The organism is Azoarcus sp. KH32C, assembly GCF_000349945.1.
Taxonomy (GTDB): domain Bacteria; phylum Pseudomonadota; class Gammaproteobacteria; order Burkholderiales; family Rhodocyclaceae; genus Aromatoleum.
In genome coordinates, this window is record NC_020516.1 from 1485844 (window position 1) to 1506671 (window position 20828).

The following is a 20828-nucleotide window of genomic DNA, read 5'->3' on the forward strand; positions in this document are numbered from 1 at the left end:
GGATGAGCCGGTCGGAGCGCACAGTTTGCTTCAGAGGCCAATGGCAGTCTGAGTTCCTATACCTAGGACCTAGGCCAACTGGAGAAACGAGGATGATTGACGACAAGGAAGCTGTGCGTGTGGCGGCAATGGTGAAGGCTCTCGAGCGACACCCGGATTACCGCGTCCTGCGGCGACTTCAACCGCGTGCGAAATACGGCGTTCCTGACGAGTTTTCGTACGTCGCGAACGGCGTTCTGGTCGATACCGAGACGACGGGCCTGAACCCGGAGAAGGATGAGGTAATCGAGCTCGGGATGCTGCGGTTTTCTTATGACGCGGAGACCGGGCAGGTATTTGAGGTGCAGGACAGTTATGGTGCGCTGGAGCAGCCGTCACGCTCCATACCACCTGAGACGACACGGATTCACGGCATCACCGACGCGTTGGTCGCCGGGCAGCGAATCGACGATGCCCACGTCGCCGTACTGTTGTCGGACGTCTCAGTTGTCATCGCGCACAACGCGGCGTTCGACCGGCGGATGCTGGAAAGGCGCTTGCCTGTCTTCGAGCGCTACCGTTGGGCATGCTCGGTGAAAGAGGTGCCGTGGGCTGCCGAGGGGTTCGGGTCTCAGAAACTGGAGTATCTCCTTGGGCAGTTCGGTTTTTTTCATACCGCACACCGGGCCCTGGATGATTGCCAAGCTCTGCTGGAAGTCCTGCAGCATACGTTGCCGCGGTCGGGGCGACCGGGTTTGTATCACCTGCTCCGGTCCGCGGTAGGGGAAAGCTGCCGCATCTGGGCCGTCGACGCTCCGTACGAGCGAAAGGACCGGCTGAAGGCGCTAGGTTACCGCTGGGATGCAGACGCATACTGCTGGACCCTGATGACGACTCGGGACGCTCTTTGCGAGGACCTGCAGACGTTGAAGGAGGCCGGATACGGTGGCAACTCGGTTCCGGTGAAGGTCGAGGTCCTCGATGCAACGGTGCGCTACTCAGACCGAGCAGGACGACTCGAGAATCGATATCTGTGATGCTTTTGGGGCAGCTTTTCAGGCTGTCCCATTCTTGTGGTCGGCATGTCATTCAGGTACATCGGGCACATCTTGTTCAATAGGAAGATGGTTCCGAGCAGGCAGGGCGCTTCGGGTACTTCCACGCCGACGTGAGCGGGAATCCCGACCATCACCATGGCAAGAAAAGCCGTTCGCCGCGAGTACCAATGGTCCTCATGCAAAGTGTGGCGGAAACTAGGGTAGGGAGGGGGGACCCCGCGAAGCGGGGGGAACCGCCAGGTTCCGTTGAAATCTCGGCGCAAAATATATCCGAGAATTATTCGCCCAAGTTTAAGATTAAAACGATTACGATTGGCCAGATTCCGTACAGGACGAGGCTTTCAGCGACGTACGCATACTTGCTGCGCACGTACTTCCTACCTGCTGCGCATGTCGAATCTACCTGCTACGCACGTCCCAATTTGTCGGTCCGCCGCTCATTCATGCGGTATCGTTGCCCCGAGGCGAGCGAGCCGGAAGGCGAGCACGCACCACACGCAGACAATCGTTTTCGTCGATTCTCCATGACACGAGGAAGCCGCTTGCCACGACCGCCGCGAGTGCGATTGAGAGTGTCTGCCGAAACTTTGATAGCTCACTGTCGGTGCAGGACCCGGACCGCAGACGCAACGTCTTTATCGGGACCGGAATAGGGTTCGCGTGCGTACTATAGAAGCCCGCGAGCCACTGAGCGAGCGGCTTTCCCCTGAGCTTCTCCCGTACCTCCAGCAGTAGCGCGGTCCACCTACCCGTGCCAAACAGGTTTCCCATCGCTGGAGGTACTGCGAATCGCAATGCTGTCCCATCTCCCTGGCCGAACGAATCGAACGTGACCATACGGTCGCGCATCATGAACTCACCGTTCTCTGTGCGAACTGAAAGCGTTGCCGCTCCGAGTCTTGCCAGAGCATCCTTCAGCCACTCTGTCGTGCGCGAGCCCCAGCCACGACCAATGGCGGCGCAGAATTCAAATGGGGTGACGGTAATCTCCTGGCCAAGGGCATTGGCAGACAGGCGTAGGCAATGAAGCCACACGTCGAGGTCCGCCTGGTCAAGCTGTGTGCCGGTGAATAGCACTTCAAAGCCCGGTTCCGAGGCGATAACCTCGCGCGTCAGTCCCCGCCGGGTTCCCTTCCTAACTACGGCGAACAGTGGGGAGCGCAGCACAAGGTTGGGACAGACGGTCTTCCCGGAACTCATCGTGGGAAGTCGTACGACGGGACCAATTTTCACCGCCGAGCGCTTCTGGCGCTCACGGACATCGAGGGGGCTTGCATGAGGCTCGAATTCGCCAATAGTCCCGTATTCAGCCATCGCGGCTTCCGCGATGCGCACGCTGGCCAACATCCGCTGACCGGCCTCGCACACATCCGGCAGGTTCATTGATTCGCCGTCACGAATCATTTCGTCGGCAATGTGACGCCGTTCCCGCAAAGATAATCGCGGCATTTTCAGTTTTCCTCACTGGCACGAGTGTCGGGATGCAGCGAGGACGCCGATTGAGCATGTGCGCGAGCGACGTCCCGTCTGGAAACCTTGGGAACAACAAGAATGGGGGAGGCGCTCCCCCATGGTTTTCAGGCGGCCACGGCCAGCTTCTTGCGATGACGCCGCAGCACGTACAGCATCGCGGCACGCGCCTCAACGGCCGGCACCTCGAGGTACTTCTCGAAGACCTGGGCGAACGGGGCCCTGCCGGCCGCGTAATCCAAACCGACCCGGTGACACCAAGAAGTGATGCCGAACTCGCAGGCGCCGACCGCGCGTGCGTCCTTGACATCAACAAACAGCTTTTCCGTCGCGGACCCGAGCCGCCGCACCAGTTGCTCGAACGGCAGTTGGAGCGCCGTCTCGGCCAGCGCGACAGCCTCCGCCGCCGCCTGCTTGCGCTTCAGCCCCTGCAGCGCGCTACGCGGTGTCGAGCCGTGGTGGGCGACCTCGCCCTGGCGTGCGACAAAACCTTCCTCGCAACGAACCTCGTAGCCACGCCCCTGGACCACCCAGCGCGCGGCGAACAGTTCGACGCCCTGAGGCGCGCCGTCGAGCTGGCTGGCATCAAGGCACATCATTCCGTCAACAGCATGCAGTCCGCGGTCAAACACCCGATTTCGCCAAAGGCGCGGCAAGGTGATGGTGGTTGTGGTGATGTCGTATGCCCAGCCCTTGAACTTGCCGCGATATACCTCCCAATCGGCCTTGCGCTCACTTGAAACGCCTACTTTGGCCGGGTCGTCGGTGAATGCCACCTGAAGCGCCGTATGCCCGCCATCGTTGTGGCGGTAAAGATTGAGGTATGTAGTGCGGGGCTTGATGCACTTGTGCTCAAGAAGTCGCCCGGGCAGCTCATTGCTTAGGGGTTTCGTCCTGCGCAGCCCTCTCATCTCATGGTCAGTAACGGCTCGGCCCAGACGCGCTTCGGCGCGAAAGGGGACGGCTCCGAACTCAGCAAGTGCGGTTAGTCGCCGGTAGATTTCGTCGGTTGCAGTGTCCAGCGTGTAGCTACGCTCGGTACGGGGCGTAGCTGAAAGCGCCGCTCGCACCTCCTTCTTCGTCGGAGCGGTATCTCCGTACTTCTCACGCAGTTTGATTGCAATTTCGCGGACTTGCGGGTTCTTGATGGTATGCAACATTCGCTATCTCCTGAGGTCGTCCTCCGGGCGAGGACCGGATGTGTAGCGAATGCGGCGAAAGTTTTCGGGGGAGCCGAGAAATATTTATGGAGAGCTTCGCGCGAGTCCGCGGGAGATGCGTGTGCTATGCCGCCGAGCGGGCCTGCTGTTTTGGACTGCGCGTACGTCACTCCGTAGCAGACACCCAGGCTAATTCCGTCTGGAGCGAACTTTCCGCCAAATTTGGAGCGTCTCGGCAGGCCGCCGCATAGTTAAAGGGTAGCCCAAGCACCGTAAGCAGTTGCGACCTCAGCAACCCGGATGCCGGCACACCCATTAACAGGAGATACACCATGAATACGAGAGATTTGCACGGTCAAGGCTACTACGCTGGAGGAGTGACCGCGGCGGACGAGAAGGCGAAGCAAGCGGACTTGGACATCACGGAGCTACTCGCTTCCGCCAGCCCACTGGCAATAAAAGGTTTGTGTTTCTCGCCAGTGCAGCACGGAGTTCGAGTGAGCGGCGACGGGTGCTACCTTGCCGCGCTCGCCAATATCCTGGATAGAGCAATGCTCGGAACGTTTCGGCAGACTTTCGAACGGAACACAAGAAAAACGGTGCATCTGGAAATCCCGCACCCCACGATGCGCCTGGCCAAAGCACTGCTCATGCGTACCACGACCGACGACCTTGATGCAGCGGCGGCAGAGGTGGTGCTAAGGGAGCGCAAAGCTCGAGAAGAGGAAACAGCTCGAGCCCGATATGAAGGGGAAATTCAGTTGCTGACACCGCGGGGAATGGCCGAAAGGCTTGTGGCAGCGTCGATGGGAAGACTGCTTATTTCCTCGGTCATCGGCGGCCTCACACTTAAGGTTTCGGAATTGCTGCCAGTCACTCATTTCAAGGCGCTCGCCCGTCTCACGCGATATGAGGCCAAGACCCGCCTTTTCAGGGCATCCTGCAACGACCTGAACGACCTCGGTTGGCGCCTGAAACTACTCGCTCTTGCCGAGCGAATCGGGAAGTCGACCAAGAAAGTGACGGTCGCGGACATTGCGGCACGGCGCGAGCGCGTGCGGGCGAAGGTTCGACCGCTGGATATGGACTTCTCTGAAGCATGCGAGGATTTCGGCGAAGAGCGGGCGCGAAAGTGGTTGCAGGAAGGTCGACTTACCGAGACGTTGGCCCAAGTTCGCGCTTACGAGGAATAGGACTCTCTCGCCACCGCATCCTCCGTGGTTCGGGTACTCACCGTACAAAACGTCGGTGCGGCCCGCGTTTGCCACGCGTTCTCCTCGCGTATGCGATTACGCGCGGTGTAGACCTTGTGCATCGTTCGCTATGGCTCGCTCCGTGTCGGTTGTGCCGCGCAACGGCTTTTCGATGTCACCCGCACTCATCAAATGACGTAGAACGCATCCTCGAAAAAACGCATCACGTCTTTTGCATCAATGTGGAGTTGGTCAGCCCATTTTTCTGCGAGTGATGCGGGAGTTACGGCTTGGAGGTGCTCGCGCTTGGTCGCCTGTTCCGTCACTCGTTTGACATCCATCAGTGACTTGCCGGCGCGTTTTGCGAGCGCGACCTGTGCGCGACGATTGTCTCCATCATCAGGGAACGCCGCTCGCCACGTTGTTTCGCTTTGCGACGGTCTTGCCTCGTAGTTCGGGCCGCCGTAGAGGGCCCCAACTCGGCGGACAGGCGAGTCACCAAAGCCGGAACGATGCGTGGGACGGTCTGCGCGTAGTTTTGCATCGCGCTCCCGGACGGCAATCTCATACTGCTCACGAATCTCAGCAAGCCGTCGTTGGAGTCGCCCCATGGCGGTCGATTCCGCCATCACGAGATGCGGGTGCAGGAGCCAGCGGCGATTTGTGCGATTGTCGAACAGCGCTTCCTCAACACGCTCGCGTGTTGCCTGGACCGTCTTGAAGATGCTGAGGTCGACTTCGAGTGCAGCGATGCCTGTTGCCTTTAGTCGCGCCTCCTTATCGGGCATGAGTCGATGGAATACCGTCACTTCGACGAGCACCTCGCGGTCCTGAGCACGGCCGACCACGTCTGCTGTCACATCGTTCAACTTTACGGATAACCGACAGTCGTCCAAATGCACTCGCTTGGCTTCAAAGACGAGCTCTCGGTCTTCAAGGCGTCGTCCGTAAGCATCGGTCGCGCTAACAACAGCTTCCAGTGTGGGAACGAGAAGCTCTCTTCTGTCGCGGATGAGCTGCTTCGCGAGTTCATGCACCGACTTCTCATACCCTTCTGAGCAGGGTGGTGCTCGGTGGTGGGCGAAGTGCCACACCTTCTCGGTACCGTGGCGGGCGATGACGGCATGTCCGCAGCCAGGGCAGAGGCAGTTGCAGGCAAGACCGCGGCCGACCTCCTCGGGACTCACGAGGAGGCCGTCGGTGCGGAGGAGGAGAGCGGTCATGTGTGGTCGTGGTGCCTTCGAGTCCTTGGTGAGGTCTCCGCTAGGTCAGTGCCGAGTTCCTGGTTGTTAGCGAACCTCGCGCGGACACGCTAAGCCCGTGCCGCTTCCTACACCCCGGCCTAGGGCGGCTACGGCAGCAATGCGGGGTTCTGCGCCTACCAACGTTTTCAAACGGTCCAGTGGCACCTCATTTGCCTGCTGCCGTTCTTCTTCGTGCTCGGCCAGTTCATCCACTTCCCGTCTATGTCGGACAGGTATCCGCCTTTAGGGAGGGCTTGGTCAGACGAGACTCGAAGTAGTCGGCCACCAATGCGCCATCATTCATGGCTTCCAGCATTGTGACCTCGTTACCAATCTTGGGACAGGATGTTAAGGAGCATGACCGCCTCCTGGGCTGCAAACAACCGACTATTGCAGGCCGACAAGGGTGCGCGTCGTGATGACTGAAGTTGGTTGCTTGAGTCTGAATGCCTATGCATTTACTATACATTCCGGAGGAATTGGCATGGAAAGAGAACTCAAGTCCGTCTCGGTCAGTTTCCGAGTTTCACCGCGATTCAAAGAGTTACTCGCTTGTGCTGCAGCGGTTGAGCGGCGCAGCCAGACGAACTTGCTTGAGATGCTCCTGTTTGCCTACTGCGAGCGCAATGGGCTTGCCGGGGCTGACGCAATCGAACGGAAAAAGAGCCAGTGAACGCACCGATGTCGCCTGAACACCAGGAAGAGCAGCAAACAACAACTGTCGATGACCTTATCTTTAGTGGCGATTTGACGCTTGAGGAAGCGCTTCAGCGGCTACGCCTGCGACTCCTCGACCTCTCCGGACGTAACCGCCTCCTGAACTTCAAGCACTCAGTCGGCAAATCACTGCAGTTCGCCCATTCCAATCCGGAAGCTGTCTTCGCTAGGCTATTTGCCACCAGTAGTGGTGCTGGCAGTCAAATAAGCCCTGTGCCGGAACCTCCGAGTTCGGCCTGGACGACCGTCAATGGCAGGCTGACCAAGCCGGACCCCAAGCAGTTCGCGGCCTCGCTGGCGCTCGACACAGCGTACGAGCTCCCGATTACGAACCGGAACGTTCCTGTTGCCACGAACGCCGGCAATCGAATTCAGACTCTCTATTACGCGGAAGACCTTGGCCGTCACTGCCGCAAGATTGACCGCGAAGCTAAGCTTGCAATCGAAGAGACAGGCGCCAATATGCTTTACTTGGTGTTCGGTTTCTTGGAGTATCCCGAGAGCCCGACGAGCGACAAGCTATACCGTGCTCCCTTGGTTTGCCTTCCGGTCAGAATCGAGAAAGTCGAAAACGGGCCCTATGCCACTTTTCACATTGCTTACACCGGCGAAGAGTTGGCTGAGAATCTTTCACTACGAGAAAAGGTACTTCGTGACTTTGGTCTGAGGCTTCCGGAATTTGACGAAGACGGCACCTTGGCGAGCTATTTCTCGGCGGTCGAGGAGGTCATCGAGGACCAACCGCAATGGCGCCTGCGCCGCATGATGTCGCTTACACTTTTGTCGTTTGCGAACATGCTTCTCGTTCGGGACTTGGACCCTGAGAACTGGGGCTCAGCGGACGGCCGCCACAATCGACTGCTCCATCACCCTATCGTCCGACAGGTGTTCGAAGGAGTCGCGTCCGTTGATGGCGCTAAGTACGGAGAGGAGTATGCGATTGACGACCACAAGCACGCGCTTCTTCCATTGATTTATGACGCGGATAGTTCTCAGCATAGCGCACTGATTGACGTCATCGAAGGAAGGAACCTTGTCATCGAAGGGCCTCCGGGCACGGGCAAATCGCAAACTATTACTAACCTGATTGCTGCCGCTTTGCACATGGGCAAGAAGGTGCTTTTCGTATCGGAAAAGCTTGCCGCGCTTGAGGTAGTTAAAGCCCGGCTGTCGCACGCGGGGCTGGAAAATTTTATTCTCGAACTGCACAGCAATAAGACCAGCAAGAAGAGGGTCATTGAGGACTTGGAGAAGCGTAAGCGCTTTTGCCCACGTGAACCTGATGGGCTGGATGCCATGCTCAAGTCCCTTGGCAGAAAGCGAAATGAACTCAAGACCTATGCGGAGCTGCTAAATGGTATTCACGGCAATAGCCAGAACCTGACGGTTCACAAGGTCCTCTGGAAAGCCGAGAAATTCAGAAAACGTATCGGCAATACTGCCGAGTTGGTGCAGCCGCTCGCGGTAAGCCCGGCTCCGTCGACGGCGACCGAAGAATTTAGGGCTCAATACGATACGCTTCGTTATGTAGCCAAGAATTTCGACGAAATCGGCTCGTACGATAGCAAGCATCCGTTCTGGGGCTTCTTTCCTGAGGAGATTCGACCGGGCCAGGACTTGTGCATCCACTCGGTACTGCAAGACTTCTCGGCCAAATTCGAGAGTTTTGCAGATTCGATGGCGAACGCCGCTGAACTCCTTGGTGGCCATAACCTCAATATGTCGGCCGAGAGCGCAAACAGCCTTATTAATGTGCTGGCGACGCTTGCACCGGCAGACCCCGCGGATGTCGCTTTTCAACTGCTGCCTAAGCTCTTCACGCAGGACGACCCAGGGGCGCATCGTTCAGGCCAGGTTATCGAGGATTTGCGTACTCGCCTCTTAGAGCTTGAGAGGCTTGAGAAGACAATCGACCAGCGCTGGCTTGCCGCCAACGATGCCTCGTCTGAGCAGGTCGCGGAGGCGCAACGGTTCGACGCCTTTGTGAAGGACTTGAACGCAGGTAGTACTCCACTCCGTAAACTGCCTCAGAAACTGGAAACGTTAAGCAGGGTTACGGATAAGGCGTCAGCGGCCTTGGAAGAGCTCGAGTCGGCCGCCCGAACCGCGGGCGTTGATTTCGATGGCACCCCTGCGGCCATTGCTAAACTGCAACTGGTTCTGTCGCTCGCCGTGGCTGCGCCGGATGATGTCTTGTATCTACGGCACGAGGGGCTTCGCCATCCGCACGCTCATGCTGGACTGAAGTCTGCAGCCGGTGTGTTGGCGGAGATACAAGCTAGACGAGCGGCACTCAACACAACCTTGTATCTCGACATGACGCCGGCGGAGGCCGAGCTGAGAGCAGCCATTGTTGTCCTTCGGGAGGGCGACAAGTGGTTCCGCGTTTTCCAGGGAAAGTGGCGTCGCGCAGTTGGTCTTCATAAACAACTGCAGCGAAACAAGGAGAAGAAGGTGGCCTCGGCTCGCTTGGCTCAGCTCGAAGAGGTTCTCGCCACTTTGCAGCGCAAACATGCGTGGTGCAACAACGCCGAACTTCGCTCTTTCGCAGGTCCGTCGTTCAGAGACGACGAGACGCCCCTTGGCCCACTCACTACGCTGTCGGGTTGGATTGATGACGCCGTAAAGCGTCTGCAGGGGGCGCAGTTAAGCATCACAACCTTTGACCCAGTTTCGGTCGACGCTGTGAGAATCGCGCAGTTGCGGAACCTCAAAGCCAGCGTGGAACGCGCAGTATCGGAACTTGAGTACTTCTCTCTTGTACGTGCTCAGGAGTTTTCCTGCGCCGCAGTGTTCGAAAAGTTGCGGCCGAGCGAAAGTTGGAATCGTCATTTAGCTGCAGCGCAACAGGTAATTGCGCAGGGTACGCAATACTACTCAGCCTTCGTAGAATCCCTTAATGTCGCGGCAATTCTCTGTGCGGACGCTCTGCCAATCGTCAAAGCAAGCCACCGGGTGCCTAGCGCTATCCGGGAACTGGACGGGCATGAGGCAGGCGCTGTGCTTCTTGGAGAGTACTTCTCCGGCACCACGACTAATCTAGAGACCGTCGAGGGCGCCTTGCTGTATGGACGCCAAATCAAGAACGCAAAACTACCGCTGGCAGTGGAGTCGGTATTGGTCTCAGAATCAAGTCCACAGAACTATGCTTACCTTTCCGGGTTGGTTAAGTCCATACAAGGTGGATGGGACGCAGCGTCTGAATTCACTAGGAAGATGCAGGCGTACGGCGAATTCCGCTTGGACGATTGGGTCGGTGAGTCGTCAACTTCGCATTCCCAATATGTTCTGAATCTCTTCGAGAAGACACACACCGCCGCATCGAATCTCGACCTCGTGCAGGATTGGAGCCAATACATCACCCAGCGCAAGGAAGCTTTGGGGCACGGCCTGCAGCCTTTTGTTGGGTTGCTCGAGTCCGGCGAACTGCCGTCGTCGCGATTGCCCGATGCCTTCGCGTACCGATTCTACGCATCGATTGCCGAATCCCTGTTCAGAACCTTCCCGGAGCTGAGTCGATTCAATGGCGTTCGGCACTCCACGGTACGCGTTGAGTTCGCGGAACTCGACAAGCAAATCATCAAGCTTCGGGGCCAACAGGTCTCGCTGAAGTGTGTAGGCCTAGCTTGTCCGCCCGCCGGCCACAGCGGCGCCCGGGTGGCCGATAAGACGGAGATGGCGCTTCTGGAGCATCTCATGTCCCTCACCCTCCCGAGAACGCCGGTTCGTCAGATTCTCAGAAGAGCAGGCAAATCCGTTCAGGAGCTCAAGCCCTGCTTCATGATGGGCCCACAGGCGGTGGCACAGTTTCTAGAGCCTGGTCATTTGGAGTTCGACATCGTCGTGATGGACGAGGCATCGCAGCTAAAGCCCGAGGAAGCGATTGGGGCAATTGCGCGGGGCAAGCAACTGGTGGTGGTCGGCGACCCGAAACAGCTACCGCCGACAGCTTTCTTCTCGCGACAGAATCCAGCGGGGGATGGCGACGACGGTGGACAGCAAACCGCCGCCGAGGACGCTGAGAGCATTCTCGACGTCTGCATGGGCCACTTTCATCCCGTCAGAACGCTTCGCTGGCACTACCGTTCTCGCCACGAGTCATTGATTGCGTTTTCCAACCACTATTTCTACAACGGCAAACTTTTCGTATTTCCGTCGCCATATCCTAAGAGCAAGGCGTTGGGGCTGCACTACATACCGGTACCGAACGGCATCTACGAAAACCAAATGAACAAGGTCGAGGCCCTTCGCGTTGTCGACGCTATTGTCGAACATATTTCCTCACGTTCCGAAGATTCTCTAGGCGTGGTGACCCTCAACATCAAGCAACGTGACCTCATTGCGGAACTCTGGGAAGAGCGACGCAAGTCCATCCCGCAAGCAGAAGAGTTTGAACGGCGCTGGGATGGCGAGGGCATGGGATTGTTCTTCAAGAACCTTGAAAACGTTCAAGGTGATGAACGGGATTGCATCCTGATTTCGACCACCTTCGGTAAGCCAGCGGGGGCCAGTGTCGTTCGTCAGAACTTCGGTCCAATTAGCCGACAGGGCGGGTGGCGCCGGCTCAACGTACTCTTCACGCGGGCCCGCAAGTCCATTGGCATGATTACCTCGATGCAGCCTGAGGACATCATCGCGGATGGCAGCACCCCCGAGGGAACCAAAGCCCTCCGCAACTACCTCGAGTACGCACGCAGTGGCATTCTTCCGCAGGAAATCGAAACTGGCCTCGAGCCCGACAGCGACTTTGAAGTCTCTGTAATCGACTTGCTTGAGTCGTGGGGATACTCGGTTACACCGCAGCTCGGTGTGGCCGGCTTCCGCATTGATATTGCCGTGAGACACCCGCGGTACCCATCAGCGTACTTAGCGGCAGTGGAATGCGACGGCGCGACATATCACTCCGGTGTTTCGGTAAGGGACCGAGACCGGATTCGCCAAGAGATTCTCGAAAGCCTTGGCTGGAAGGGGAAGATTTGGCGAATCTGGTCGACAGACTGGTTCCGGAATCCGCTCTCCGAGGCCAAAAATCTCTATGCGTTCCTTGAGTCGCTGAAGGATTCGTCTGTTCCCGCCGAGTTCGTCGTCGAGGAACGCCGCGAATTGGCCGAGCCCCCTCAGGATGAAGAGCCCACCCGCGCAGCGACCACTGTGGCGACCCTCGACAAGGAGGAAGCCGCAATCAACATTCTTGATGAGGACGAGGAAAACCTGGAAGTTGAGGTCGGCGACCTCGTGACATATTGCGGCGCTGGCGACACAGAAAATGAGCCTATCACTGTGCGCATCACCAGTAGCCAGAGTAATTTCGAGCAGGGGCTGCTCGCATCGCACACGCCGTTGGCGCAGGTCTTGATGGGTGGAATGGTTGGAGACACGGTCGTGCTTCGGGTGCCAGGGAAGTCGCCGCAGCAGTTCATTATCAAAACAATTAAGCGCCCTCAGGCTGAGATGTCCAACTAACCGATAGCTTTCTGATGTCACGGACCCGACCCTACATTCAAGAATCGGCGAAAGAGCTGGAGACACTTTTTGAGAGCGTCAAAGACGACCTCCCGAAGGTGAAGCGCATCCTCGCGGAGCTAAAGCACCGTTCAACGCCGTCCGCCGTTACTCTCCGGGAAAAGGTCGAACGGCATCTAAAGGGGGAAGCGAAGACGAGTAAGTCGCATGGCCCCGGACGAGCCGATGAACCTCCCCTTCCGGAGCAGCCGTCCCACCATATCGTCGACTGCAAGGGCTGCAACACCAGGATTCGGATACCGGTTAAGGAGGTGTGTGTCGTCTATCGCTGCCCGAATTGCCACCTATCATTTGAAGCGGAGTACCGAGGCGGCGTGATGGAGATTGTGTTCTTGCCTGCGCAACAGGAGGAGCACATCACTGAGGACTCAGCGCGTTCAATTCTCGGTGTAGCTGCGGGTGCCCCGTTCGCTGAGATAAAGACTGCCTGGCGGCGGCTCAGCCAACAATATCATCCGGACAAGCACCAAGGTTTGCCAGAACGACTGAGAAGGGCTGCAGAAATTGAAATGGCGCGTATCAATCGAGCATATCAGGTACTTGCGCGTGCGTCCGCCGAAGAGTTTTGATAGGCGAAGAGCCGTCTCCTAAGTCATGCGCTCGGCGACGTTGGGGGCGGGGTCATCGGAAGACGCGAAGGGTCTGGAAGGCTCGCGAAATGAATCCCAAAGACCTGGAACGTCTCGTGACGCGCCAGATGCCGTGCGGCAAATACATGGGGCTAGGAGTGGTCCAGCATGAGGCTATCACCGATGGCTACGTAGAACTCTTCAGTGAGGAAGCGTAGCCTGTGTAGCCATCGAGTGTTATTCGGTGTGACGAAACGGTGAAAGTTTCTCGAGCCAGCCAAGAGCCGATGAGTATAAGAGACCGTGTGCTATCACGAGTGATGGTATTGCCTATCATCGTCCTCGGTGGTTGCGTATTCCTGCCGGTGACGACGACCGAGTATGACGCTGAGTGCGATATCACCAAGCGGCACATGGTGCTCAAGCCCCACCAGGTTGAAGCGTTTGTCGGGTGCCAAGACGAAGGTTGCGCCGCCTTGCTGGTTCTCGCTGGCGCTGTTACGGCAACGTCGGTCGTGATATCGGGCAGCGTCGCGGTTATCGGGGAGGCCGTTTACTGGCTGGAAGCCAAGAGGCAGTGCCGCATTAGGTGACAGTCGCTGTAGGTGAGGACTTCGAACCTGAAAATTTTGACCGCGTCCAAGAACGAAAGACTGTGCCGATGACGGCGGCTCTTGCACGCGGAAAGGCTGACGGAAGGAGGCGGAGAATGGGCAGCTCGAAGTTGGCATCAGCTTTACACCTGCTGAGTACCGGCGTGCCGCACGAGGATGTCGCGAAGAGGATGGGGGGCTCACCTGAGGCGTTGTATCGCATGCTCACGACCGAAATTCCGTCGGACAGCGACCAGGTGGTGGAGGGCATGATTGACCAGATATCTCAATCCACCCGTTGGGCTGACGCTGCGATTGATGATGCGCTTGCGGCTGTCGAGTCTTCAAATCAGCGCATCGCCGATATGGAATCAAGAAGGAGGGGAAAAGCGGCGCCGGACCTGGAGGCCGGCGGGGCTGAGCCGGCGAACCGTTTCGTGGCAACTTGACGAAGCTTGGGATTTCGCGTTGCTCGACCTTGGCTGCGATGCCTTGCCGCCTCAGCATCGAAGCCAAGCGCCTCGACGGTCGGGTGGGAGTCGGCAGGCAGTTCTTCATTCCAGCCAACAACAACGTACTCGCGCGTTCGCCGTCAATCGTGGGTGCCGGCTCCATGTCCGAGGGAGTGCGTGTGCAACACCTACGCTTTGACAGCAGTCTTCGTGCAGCTCCACAAACAGCCAGCAGTTGCCCGAACAGGGCCTCTGGCAGCTGGGGCTTGGTTCAACCTATTGAGCCAAATTGGCGCTATTGGCGCAATTGATTGAACCGCTGCGGCGCGGCATGAGCGCTAGGCGAACGCGGCTTCAATGACCTGATGATGATTAGCGAACAGATGGGGAGAGACGTCTGGGTGCTCCGCCAAGGCATGGCCGCGCGTCAGAAAGATTGCTTTTTCGTCATTGAACCCGAAGCCGAAATGGGTTTCCTTGCCGCCATTTCGTGAAACGAGGCCGCCCATCAGCGACTGCATCTCAGGATTCGTGAACAGCAGCATGACGGTTCGCCATGTCGAGGCTTTGGCTTTCGAGCTCAGGGGGTTGGGTGCATACAGGCCATGCACCAGGAAGAAGTCGGCCTCTTTGGGAACTGCGAAGGTGTTGAGCCACAAGTAGTGCGCAAACTTCTCCAAATTGGTCAGCTTGGCCTTGCCTGGCGTGCCCGGATAGGCGCGGGAACTCTTGACCTGGAACGTCGCAACCTTGCTGCCAAGGGGACTCAGGCCCTGGTCCGCCTGCTCCTCGCCCTTACCGTCGGTGTTGCCTTTCAGCAAGGCGAGGTCATAGCCTTTCTGCTGCCCGGACAGCGGGATGAGCACGCTGTAACCGTCCTTCTTCGGGAAGTGCTTTTGCAGGCATTCTGCGGCGGCCAACTCCGGGTAGTTGAGTGTGAATATCGGGTTCATAGCGGAGTGTTTTACCGGAAAGGGCGCGGGTTACCGCCAGTAGGCGTAATTAAACAGGGCGTCCAATTCCGAGAGGCTGTCGAGGCCCAAGGCTATGCGTGTTTTTTCGGCATCCTTGCAGAACTTGGCGTAGAGGGCATCATCCACCTTTTTCAGGTCAGGCTTTTCGGGATATTGCGTGAAGCCGGCCATACGCATACCCCGGACTGAATTCTTGTTCATCACAGCGAACCGAGTTGGCGCGCTGGAGTGCAGGATTTCGGAAGCAACATTCATTGCGGCTCCCTTAACTTTTAAAAGCGCCGTCTTCACCAGGTCGTATGCCGGGCCTGCCGGGAGTTTGGGATTTGCCCGCAAAGCATTGTGGAGCGTGACGAGGCCAGCCTTAAACTCGGCCGCATCATCCGCCATGAAGGACTTGCCCCGATGCAGGCCGCCAGAGTGCCAACCGCCTGCCAGTAGCTTTTCGTACCGCATGAGGAAGGATGCAGGACTGGCATGCTTCATTGTGCGCAGCGCAGTGAGGCAGGTCTTGGAATGGGTCAGGCTGTCTTTGCGCACAACCTGTTGAGCGTCAAATCCCTCCTGGCTCTTGTCGGCCCTCATCCGAATGAGCCAAGCTTGAAGGGTTGGCAAATAAGGCCCGCCCCGTGAGCCAGAGACCGGGGCCTGTGCGCCAAGGTGTTGCTGCCAGTCCTGTTCCGCGTATTCTTCTGCCGCCTGGTGGTGCAGCTTGCGTATCTGGTGCTGAATTCGATACTCGTTGAGCCTCTGCTGCGTGGCGGGTTCGAATTCGCCGGATGCCACCTGCGCCTCTATTTCAGCCGAGATAGCATTGGCCAAGGTATCGCAGGCTGTCTCGGCCATCAGCGACAGCTCGTGGTTTGAGCACAGGCCACCTGCTGTTAGGTTTGCCGAACCGATAATCAGCGTTGAACTCCGGTCCTCGTAGTGGAAGACATAGGCTTTCGGATGCATGGTCCGTTTACGGGACTTCCCGCTTACAAAGAAATGTAGGTGCTTGGGATACCTCTTCGATAACGCGTGCAGCGAAAAAAGGACTGGCGGTTCAGTCTGGAAGAAATCAAGGCCGACAACGACTTGGGCCCGCACGCCCTGCTTAAGCGCATCTTCTAAGGCATCCTTGACTTCAGTCCACCCGCTTTCGCGAGCGAAAGCCACGACGCACACAAAGCGGACTGCTTTTTCAAACAGAGGCAGCACGCTTTGTGCGTGGTCTGGGTCCCGAGTTCCGTTGAGGATTAATTCGATATTCGCTTGCAGCGGACCCGAAGCGGCAGTAGCACCCTTCGGCTTGGGGGCGACTTCTTTTGGCTTGATAGTCCGAATGGCCGGGGCATTTGCAGAAGTTAGTAGAGGCATTTCGGCATCGTGTCATATTGATTCCGGGTGCCATCATTCTACTCCCGCCGCGGGAAAACTTCCCCGCCCGGTTACCGATGCAGGCAGGCCAGCCGCTCGAGTTCAATCGCCTCATGGAGGGGCCTCATATTCGAAAGGGCGCTGCCCGCAGTGCCGTCCTGCTCCGCCGCTCCTGCTCGGTCGCCCATGCCTCTGGGACCAAGGTATCGGCATTGACGGCGAGGGAAGGGGGGCTGCCAGTATGTCCCGCAGCGTGCGCTGCGCCAGGAACATGTCGTCCGCAATTCGGGTGGCCACAGTTGGGGAGAGGATGAGCCGGATGGCCCGCCGGGCGCACTTGAAGACAGCACGCTTATAGGTCCCGAAGACGCACGTTCGAGCTGGTCCGAGGCCACATCCCTGTCGATGGTTGCAACCATCCGCTGCACTTGGTCGAGGTCACCGGCAGCCTTGGCTGCGGTGCGTAGGCGATGCATCTAAGGCTATCGGTAGCGTCTTTGAGATTCGCCTTTGACGGTCCGCTGAATGGTGCACTGCGGTCATGCGATTTTCGTGACGGCTAATGACCGGAGTGGGTCGGTTGCAGGCATCGGTTCGCTTCTGCAGTGGTTACCCGGTCCGAGCTGTAACCGGATAGTCCGGAACTCCGGGAGGCAGCTGTCGGGCCTCGCGGTCGTGTGACTGCTGACGTGATGAATGGTGGTGTAAAGCTCGGATGAGCGGCATATGCAGTTACGAATTGTCCCACCACTTGAAGACGCGGCGGCTGGCAGCGACTCTGCGTCCAGGCGCTCCAGCTGGAGTAACGAGGTAACCGTCGATGGTGTGGGCGCTCGGAACAGTGCTGAGTTGTCGCATCCGTGCGCCGTATGTGCGAGGTGTCATCCGGGGGCTTAAACACCCTCCGCGACGACCCGACGCCCAATCCTCGACGTCCCGGTCACTCCACTGACAAGCCCTCGCGTCTCCAACTTCTTGCTCGCAAGCTCACCCACAGCAATCTTCAGCTTCTGACTTGGATGGAAGGTAACGACGCGCCGAGCGGCAATCACCGCCCCTTCGCCGGTCTTCGGGTTGCGCCCGGGACGCTCAGGCTTCACGCGCAACTGAAATCCTCCGAATCCCGACAGCTTGACGTCATCACCGGCCTCGAGTGCGGAACTGATTTCCTCGAAGAAGGCCTCGACCATTTCGGCTGCTTCGCGCTTGTTGAGGCCGACATTGTCGACCACGAGTTGAATGAGGTCTGCTTTCGTGAGTGTCATTTTCTTGCGTTCAAAATCCTGTCCAAGACCATCTCGACGGTGCGTGTCCGGCCTAAGGTGACACCGTCTCGAACTCAGGCTGGTAGCGCACGTTGCCCGGCGCAAGCGGAGCCTCTGAAAGCTGGGCGACCAGCAAATATTCCGCCGGCACATCGAACTGCGTCGTGATGCCGAACTTCGCTGCTGGGCGGTAGCCGAACCGCGGATAGTAGTCTTTGTGCCCGAGGACCACGACGCCGGCGAAACTCTGTTCGCGCAGATATTCCATTCCCGCTCGGACTAGCGCACTCCCAATCCCGGCATTTTGGAATTCTGGGAGCACAGCCATTGGGGCAAGCCCAGCCAGTCGCTGCGCGGAGGCGAGCATATCGGTGAAGAGAATGTGACCGACGACCCGGTCGCCTAGGACAGCCACGAGGGAGAGCACGAATTTTGCGTTCTCTCGCAGGGTGTCGACGAGGTCGGCTTCCGTAGTTCGCCCGAACGCCGCGAGGTTCACCTCGCGGACCGCGGGGATGTCCCGGGGAAGTTCAATGCGGATGGTAAGGTCGGCGAGCAGAGTGTCAGTCATGTTGGTATCAGTGAAGGACTCGGGAGCCGCCGCAGCACGCGTTGAACGCAGCGCCACTGCCGCAGGGGCAGAGCTGTCCCGTCTGGGGGGACCCCGAGGGCATGGCAGCCAGTTGACGTTCAGCTTGTTCGGGCAGGGCGGCGCGAATTCGTTCCTCGAGAAGTTTGTCGGCAATCTTGTCGACGGCGTCAGATATCTGGCCAGTGAGCTTTTCACGTTGCTCGGCTGTCATGGTCAGCGCTTCCTCGGCGGGGCTGACGTCATCCGCTCCGAGCAGGTATATCGGACGAAGCAACTTATGACCCTCGCTCGACGCAACAAAGGACGCCCAGTCGTGCGCGAAGCGTTGAACAGCCTGCATGAAGCCGTAACACCACATTTCGCCATCGAAAAAAGGGCGTCCAGCGATTGTTTCATGCGCGACCAGAGGCGAAAAAGCGTAGTCCGGGTCGTCGAGGTCGTTCCGAATGTCCTCGAGAAGGCCTTCAATGAGCGACACGATGCGGCTCTCGTGCTCGGAGTCCTTGAAGGCGGGCGCGCCAGTCCCGTCCTCGGACCAGACGCGGGGCAGCCATTCCTCGAGTGCCGGCTCTCTGGGGCCAATCGCGATGGCGCTGAGGTAGCCGTGAAGCGTATCCAAGGCCATCGTAGCGCCGGTCTGCGATACGGACTCGAGGAAATCCGAGAGCTCGTTCAGCTCGGCGGTGACTAGAGGCTGGATGGGCATGAGTGTCGCGAGGAAGGGTTTCTTACGTTGGGCATCGGGAATTTGCGCACGATGCGGGATGGAAGTGTACCCCACGGGTGCGAAGGCACGTGCAAAGCGTGCCCCGGCCGCAGACGAAAAATGCCTTTCAAAAATCACCGAGACTGCTTTGAGATTCGTGCGTAGACGGGCCGATGGTCGGACCCGATGCTTGGGCCGACGCCGCTCTCACTGACATACCAATCCGCTGTCACGAGCACTTGGTCGATGGGAATCAGCGGCAAAGCGGCGGGCCACGTGGGCGCGAGCCCCGTTGCGCGCCGCAGTCCCGTCGCATTGAGGCTTGCCATTACCGACGACCACGGGGTCGCGTTGAAGTCGCCGACAACCATGGACGGGAGTTCGGTCTCTGCGGCCCATTCAGCTTCGGCCTCGAGCAGCTGGGCGCGACGGAAATGGTGCTCGGGGCTGATTGGGGGCATGGGGTGAATCCCGGCAAGCGCGATGGTCTGTCCCTGCCACGAAATGTGGGTCCGAATGTGGAGCGGCTGCACTTCTGTTTCGCGTGAGTCGGTGTTGAGCAGCGGGTATCGCGACAGGATGGCCAGACCGAATGGACTCTCATCCGGCGTGATGATGCGGAAGGGGAAGTCGTCCCAGCGTTGGAGTTGTGGTGCTACGGTCGGCGAGACTTCCTGGATGACGACGACGTCGGCGTGGATGCTCTCGACCCAATTTAGGAGTGGCGTCGTGTCTGAGCTTCCGACATGGATGTTTGCGCTGACCACCGTGAGTGTCTGCGTCCCGCTGGGTGAGAGGGTGTCTGCGCGCGGGCCGGGCCACGCGCCACTCACGAAGAGGGCCGCGAGAGCGGGGATTGCCCAACCATGCTTCCTGCGCCAGAGCAGTACGGCTCCGCACAAGACTCCGACGGCGAGGTACAACCACTGCCAGTGAGCGGCGAGGTCAACGAGCCAGGCAACGCGGGTAGTACTGTCAGACAGGACGGCTGTAAGAGGTGCGGTGAGCGAGCCGGCAACACTGGCAAGGAGGCCGACCATGGCGCCATCGGCGCGATAGCGGGTCAAGAAGTTGAGGTCGAGCCGTTTGACATTCATCGTGCTGCGCGGAAAGGCGCGGGTTTGTGGAGGGAGACAGCGCCGGTTCCGCTCTTGTCCTTCATTTCCATCGGTTCGCCGGAATGCTCAGCGGCGCCGAGGTGTCGTGCGCACGTTGAGCGCAGTGGAGATGGACGACACGGTGCCACCTCGGCCCTAAACCTCCTCGGCGATAGCTATATCCTGCTGTGCCGCCTATCGGCACGTAACGGCACGCCGCGGCATCAGCAGGCCCCTGCGTGCCCCACGAGGAGGATTGCATGCAGAGTCTGCTGGATATGCTATCAGGACTCTTTTTGCTTCATTCTAAAATCTGCGACAGCCTTCTTATTTGCGGCAAGAATGTCCTTTACAGCCTGAGCCTGATGCGACGAATCGAGGCCCTTGCATGCGCAATATGAAGCCACAATTGTCTTAGCTCCCTTTGCAGTTAAAAGCCACTGGATATCCCCGAGGCCCCATGTGTGATGGTCGTTTTCTTTAAGCTCCCGTTTGCCGCGCGCATCTAGTCTGATGTAGCCGTTTTCCTTTAAAGAATACAGACCCTCCTCAGCGACGATGAGAGCCTCCCGTCGAGAAAAATATCGGTAACCGAAGAGCGAAAGTTTTTGGGCGATACCGTCGCCCGAGGTAACAGTTTCGGTGGTCATAATCAGCAAGCAAATTGCTGCGTGCGGTTGCAGGTCAAATCGCCGCATGCAGTCTGCTCGACCATCGATGTTTGCGGCGAACCAGATACCCACGAGAACGCCGGCAGCGAGACCGGGCGGTATGGCCTCAGTGGGGTCGTAAGTATTTTCCTTTTCGGTGCTCACTGACATTCTCCTCGTATGCTACAAATGAAGTGAAGGATGAATGCAGGGTATGCCCGCCA

The 20828-nt window shown here is 58.4% G+C and carries 17 protein-coding genes; 7 read left to right on the forward strand and 10 right to left on the reverse strand.

Annotated elements, in window-relative coordinates; all coding sequences use genetic code 11:
• The first annotated feature begins 92 nt into the window (after positions 1-92).
• Positions 93-1016 carry a 3'-5' exonuclease gene (locus AZKH_RS06645; protein WP_015434980.1) on the forward strand — a complete coding sequence of 308 codons (924 nt, stop codon included), beginning with the start codon at positions 93-95 and terminating at the stop codon, positions 1014-1016.
• 462 nt (positions 1017-1478) lie between these two features.
• Here the strand turns inward: AZKH_RS06645 and trfA are convergent, their stop codons facing one another.
• Both trfA and AZKH_RS06655 read right to left on the reverse strand, forming a co-directional pair.
• Positions 1479-2486: a plasmid replication initiator TrfA gene (gene trfA, locus AZKH_RS26210; protein WP_015434981.1), complete on the reverse strand. Its 1008-nt coding sequence runs from the start codon at positions 2484-2486 to the stop codon at positions 1479-1481.
• Between the two features lie 128 nt (positions 2487-2614).
• Positions 2615-3667: a hypothetical protein gene (locus tag AZKH_RS06655; protein WP_015434982.1), complete on the reverse strand. Its 1053-nt coding sequence runs from the start codon at positions 3665-3667 to the stop codon at positions 2615-2617.
• 332 nt (positions 3668-3999) lie between these two features.
• Between AZKH_RS06655 and AZKH_RS06660 the strand changes: the two genes are divergently transcribed.
• Positions 4000-4860 (forward strand): hypothetical protein, encoded by an 861-nt coding sequence (locus AZKH_RS06660; protein ID WP_015434983.1) that lies wholly within the window; start codon positions 4000-4002, stop codon positions 4858-4860.
• Positions 4861-5048: 188 nt separating this feature from the next.
• Here AZKH_RS06660 and AZKH_RS06665 read toward each other — a convergent pair whose 3' ends face one another.
• Positions 5049-6083, reverse strand: coding sequence for a competence protein CoiA family protein (locus tag AZKH_RS06665; protein ID WP_041655982.1), 1035 nt, complete (start codon positions 6081-6083; stop codon positions 5049-5051).
• Positions 6084-6588: 505 nt separating this feature from the next.
• Between AZKH_RS06665 and AZKH_RS06670 the strand changes: the two genes are divergently transcribed.
• The 5 genes from AZKH_RS06670 to AZKH_RS26220 all read left to right on the forward strand — a co-directional run bounded on the left by AZKH_RS06670 (position 6589) and on the right by AZKH_RS26220 (position 13955).
• Positions 6589-6777 (forward strand): hypothetical protein, encoded by a 189-nt coding sequence (locus tag AZKH_RS06670; protein WP_015434985.1) that lies wholly within the window; start codon positions 6589-6591, stop codon positions 6775-6777.
• The gene (locus AZKH_RS06675) at positions 6774-12284 is read left to right on the forward strand and encodes a DUF4011 domain-containing protein (protein ID WP_015434986.1); all 5511 of its coding nucleotides are present in this window, start codon (positions 6774-6776) and stop codon (positions 12282-12284) included. Before AZKH_RS06670 ends, AZKH_RS06675 begins: the two co-directional genes overlap by 4 nt.
• A 14-nt stretch (positions 12285-12298) precedes the next feature.
• Complete coding sequence (locus AZKH_RS26215) at positions 12299-12913, forward strand: DnaJ family molecular chaperone (protein WP_015434987.1); 615 nt, start codon at positions 12299-12301, stop codon at positions 12911-12913.
• Positions 12914-13233: 320 nt separating this feature from the next.
• Positions 13234-13506, forward strand: a complete 273-nt coding sequence (locus AZKH_RS06685; protein WP_231874475.1) for a hypothetical protein — start codon at positions 13234-13236, stop codon at positions 13504-13506.
• Between the two features lie 116 nt (positions 13507-13622).
• Positions 13623-13955 (forward strand): hypothetical protein, encoded by a 333-nt coding sequence (locus tag AZKH_RS26220; protein WP_051071647.1) that lies wholly within the window; start codon positions 13623-13625, stop codon positions 13953-13955.
• A 341-nt stretch (positions 13956-14296) separates the two neighbouring features.
• On the opposite strand, the gene AZKH_RS06695 is transcribed toward AZKH_RS26220, so the two are convergent.
• From AZKH_RS06695 to AZKH_RS06725, 7 genes are all read right to left on the reverse strand, one after another.
• Complete coding sequence (locus tag AZKH_RS06695) at positions 14297-14911, reverse strand: hypothetical protein (RefSeq protein WP_015434990.1); 615 nt, start codon at positions 14909-14911, stop codon at positions 14297-14299.
• 30 nt (positions 14912-14941) lie between these two features.
• Complete coding sequence (locus AZKH_RS06700; protein ID WP_015434991.1) at positions 14942-16294, reverse strand: phospholipase D-like domain-containing protein; 1353 nt, start codon at positions 16292-16294, stop codon at positions 14942-14944.
• Positions 16295-17187: 893 nt separating this feature from the next.
• Positions 17188-17559 carry an integration host factor subunit alpha gene (locus tag AZKH_RS06705; RefSeq protein WP_015434992.1) on the reverse strand — a complete coding sequence of 124 codons (372 nt, stop codon included), beginning with the start codon at positions 17557-17559 and terminating at the stop codon, positions 17188-17190.
• A 52-nt stretch (positions 17560-17611) separates the two neighbouring features.
• Positions 17612-18130: a GNAT family N-acetyltransferase gene (locus AZKH_RS06710; RefSeq protein WP_015434993.1), complete on the reverse strand. Its 519-nt coding sequence runs from the start codon at positions 18128-18130 to the stop codon at positions 17612-17614.
• A 7-nt stretch (positions 18131-18137) separates the two neighbouring features.
• Positions 18138-18995: a UPF0149 family protein gene (locus AZKH_RS06715; protein ID WP_015434994.1), complete on the reverse strand. Its 858-nt coding sequence runs from the start codon at positions 18993-18995 to the stop codon at positions 18138-18140.
• Entirely contained in the window at positions 18992-19954 is a 963-nt protein-coding gene (locus tag AZKH_RS06720; RefSeq protein ID WP_015434995.1) for an endonuclease/exonuclease/phosphatase family protein, read from the reverse strand. The genes AZKH_RS06715 and AZKH_RS06720 overlap by 4 nt, the downstream gene beginning before the upstream one ends.
• 284 nt (positions 19955-20238) lie before the next feature.
• Positions 20239-20769 (reverse strand): hypothetical protein, encoded by a 531-nt coding sequence (locus AZKH_RS06725; RefSeq protein WP_156822053.1) that lies wholly within the window; start codon positions 20767-20769, stop codon positions 20239-20241.
• Positions 20770-20828: the final 59 nt, after the last annotated feature.

Bases quoted from the DNA above. Each gene is read 5' to 3' on its own strand.
- AZKH_RS06645 (WP_015434980.1), top strand. From the start codon at position 93: ATGATTGACGACAAGGAAGCTGTGCGTGTGGCGGCAATGGTGAAGGCT.
- trfA (WP_015434981.1), bottom strand. From the start codon at position 2,486: ATGCCGCGATTATCTTTGCGGGAACGGCGTCACATTGCCGACGAAATG.
- AZKH_RS06655 (WP_015434982.1), bottom strand. From the start codon at position 3,667: ATGTTGCATACCATCAAGAACCCGCAAGTCCGCGAAATTGCAATCAAA.
- AZKH_RS06660 (WP_015434983.1), top strand. From the start codon at position 4,000: ATGAATACGAGAGATTTGCACGGTCAAGGCTACTACGCTGGAGGAGTG.
- AZKH_RS06665 (WP_041655982.1), bottom strand. From the start codon at position 6,083: ATGACCGCTCTCCTCCTCCGCACCGACGGCCTCCTCGTGAGTCCCGAG.
- AZKH_RS06670 (WP_015434985.1), top strand. From the start codon at position 6,589: ATGGAAAGAGAACTCAAGTCCGTCTCGGTCAGTTTCCGAGTTTCACCG.
- AZKH_RS26215 (WP_015434987.1), top strand. From the start codon at position 12,299: ATGTCACGGACCCGACCCTACATTCAAGAATCGGCGAAAGAGCTGGAG.
- AZKH_RS06685 (WP_231874475.1), top strand. From the start codon at position 13,234: ATGGTATTGCCTATCATCGTCCTCGGTGGTTGCGTATTCCTGCCGGTG.
- AZKH_RS26220 (WP_051071647.1), top strand. From the start codon at position 13,623: ATGGGCAGCTCGAAGTTGGCATCAGCTTTACACCTGCTGAGTACCGGC.
- AZKH_RS06695 (WP_015434990.1), bottom strand. From the start codon at position 14,911: ATGAACCCGATATTCACACTCAACTACCCGGAGTTGGCCGCCGCAGAA.
- AZKH_RS06700 (WP_015434991.1), bottom strand. From the start codon at position 16,294: ATGCCTCTACTAACTTCTGCAAATGCCCCGGCCATTCGGACTATCAAG.
- AZKH_RS06705 (WP_015434992.1), bottom strand. From the start codon at position 17,559: ATGACACTCACGAAAGCAGACCTCATTCAACTCGTGGTCGACAATGTC.
- AZKH_RS06710 (WP_015434993.1), bottom strand. From the start codon at position 18,130: ATGACTGACACTCTGCTCGCCGACCTTACCATCCGCATTGAACTTCCC.
- AZKH_RS06720 (WP_015434995.1), bottom strand. From the start codon at position 19,954: ATGAATGTCAAACGGCTCGACCTCAACTTCTTGACCCGCTATCGCGCC.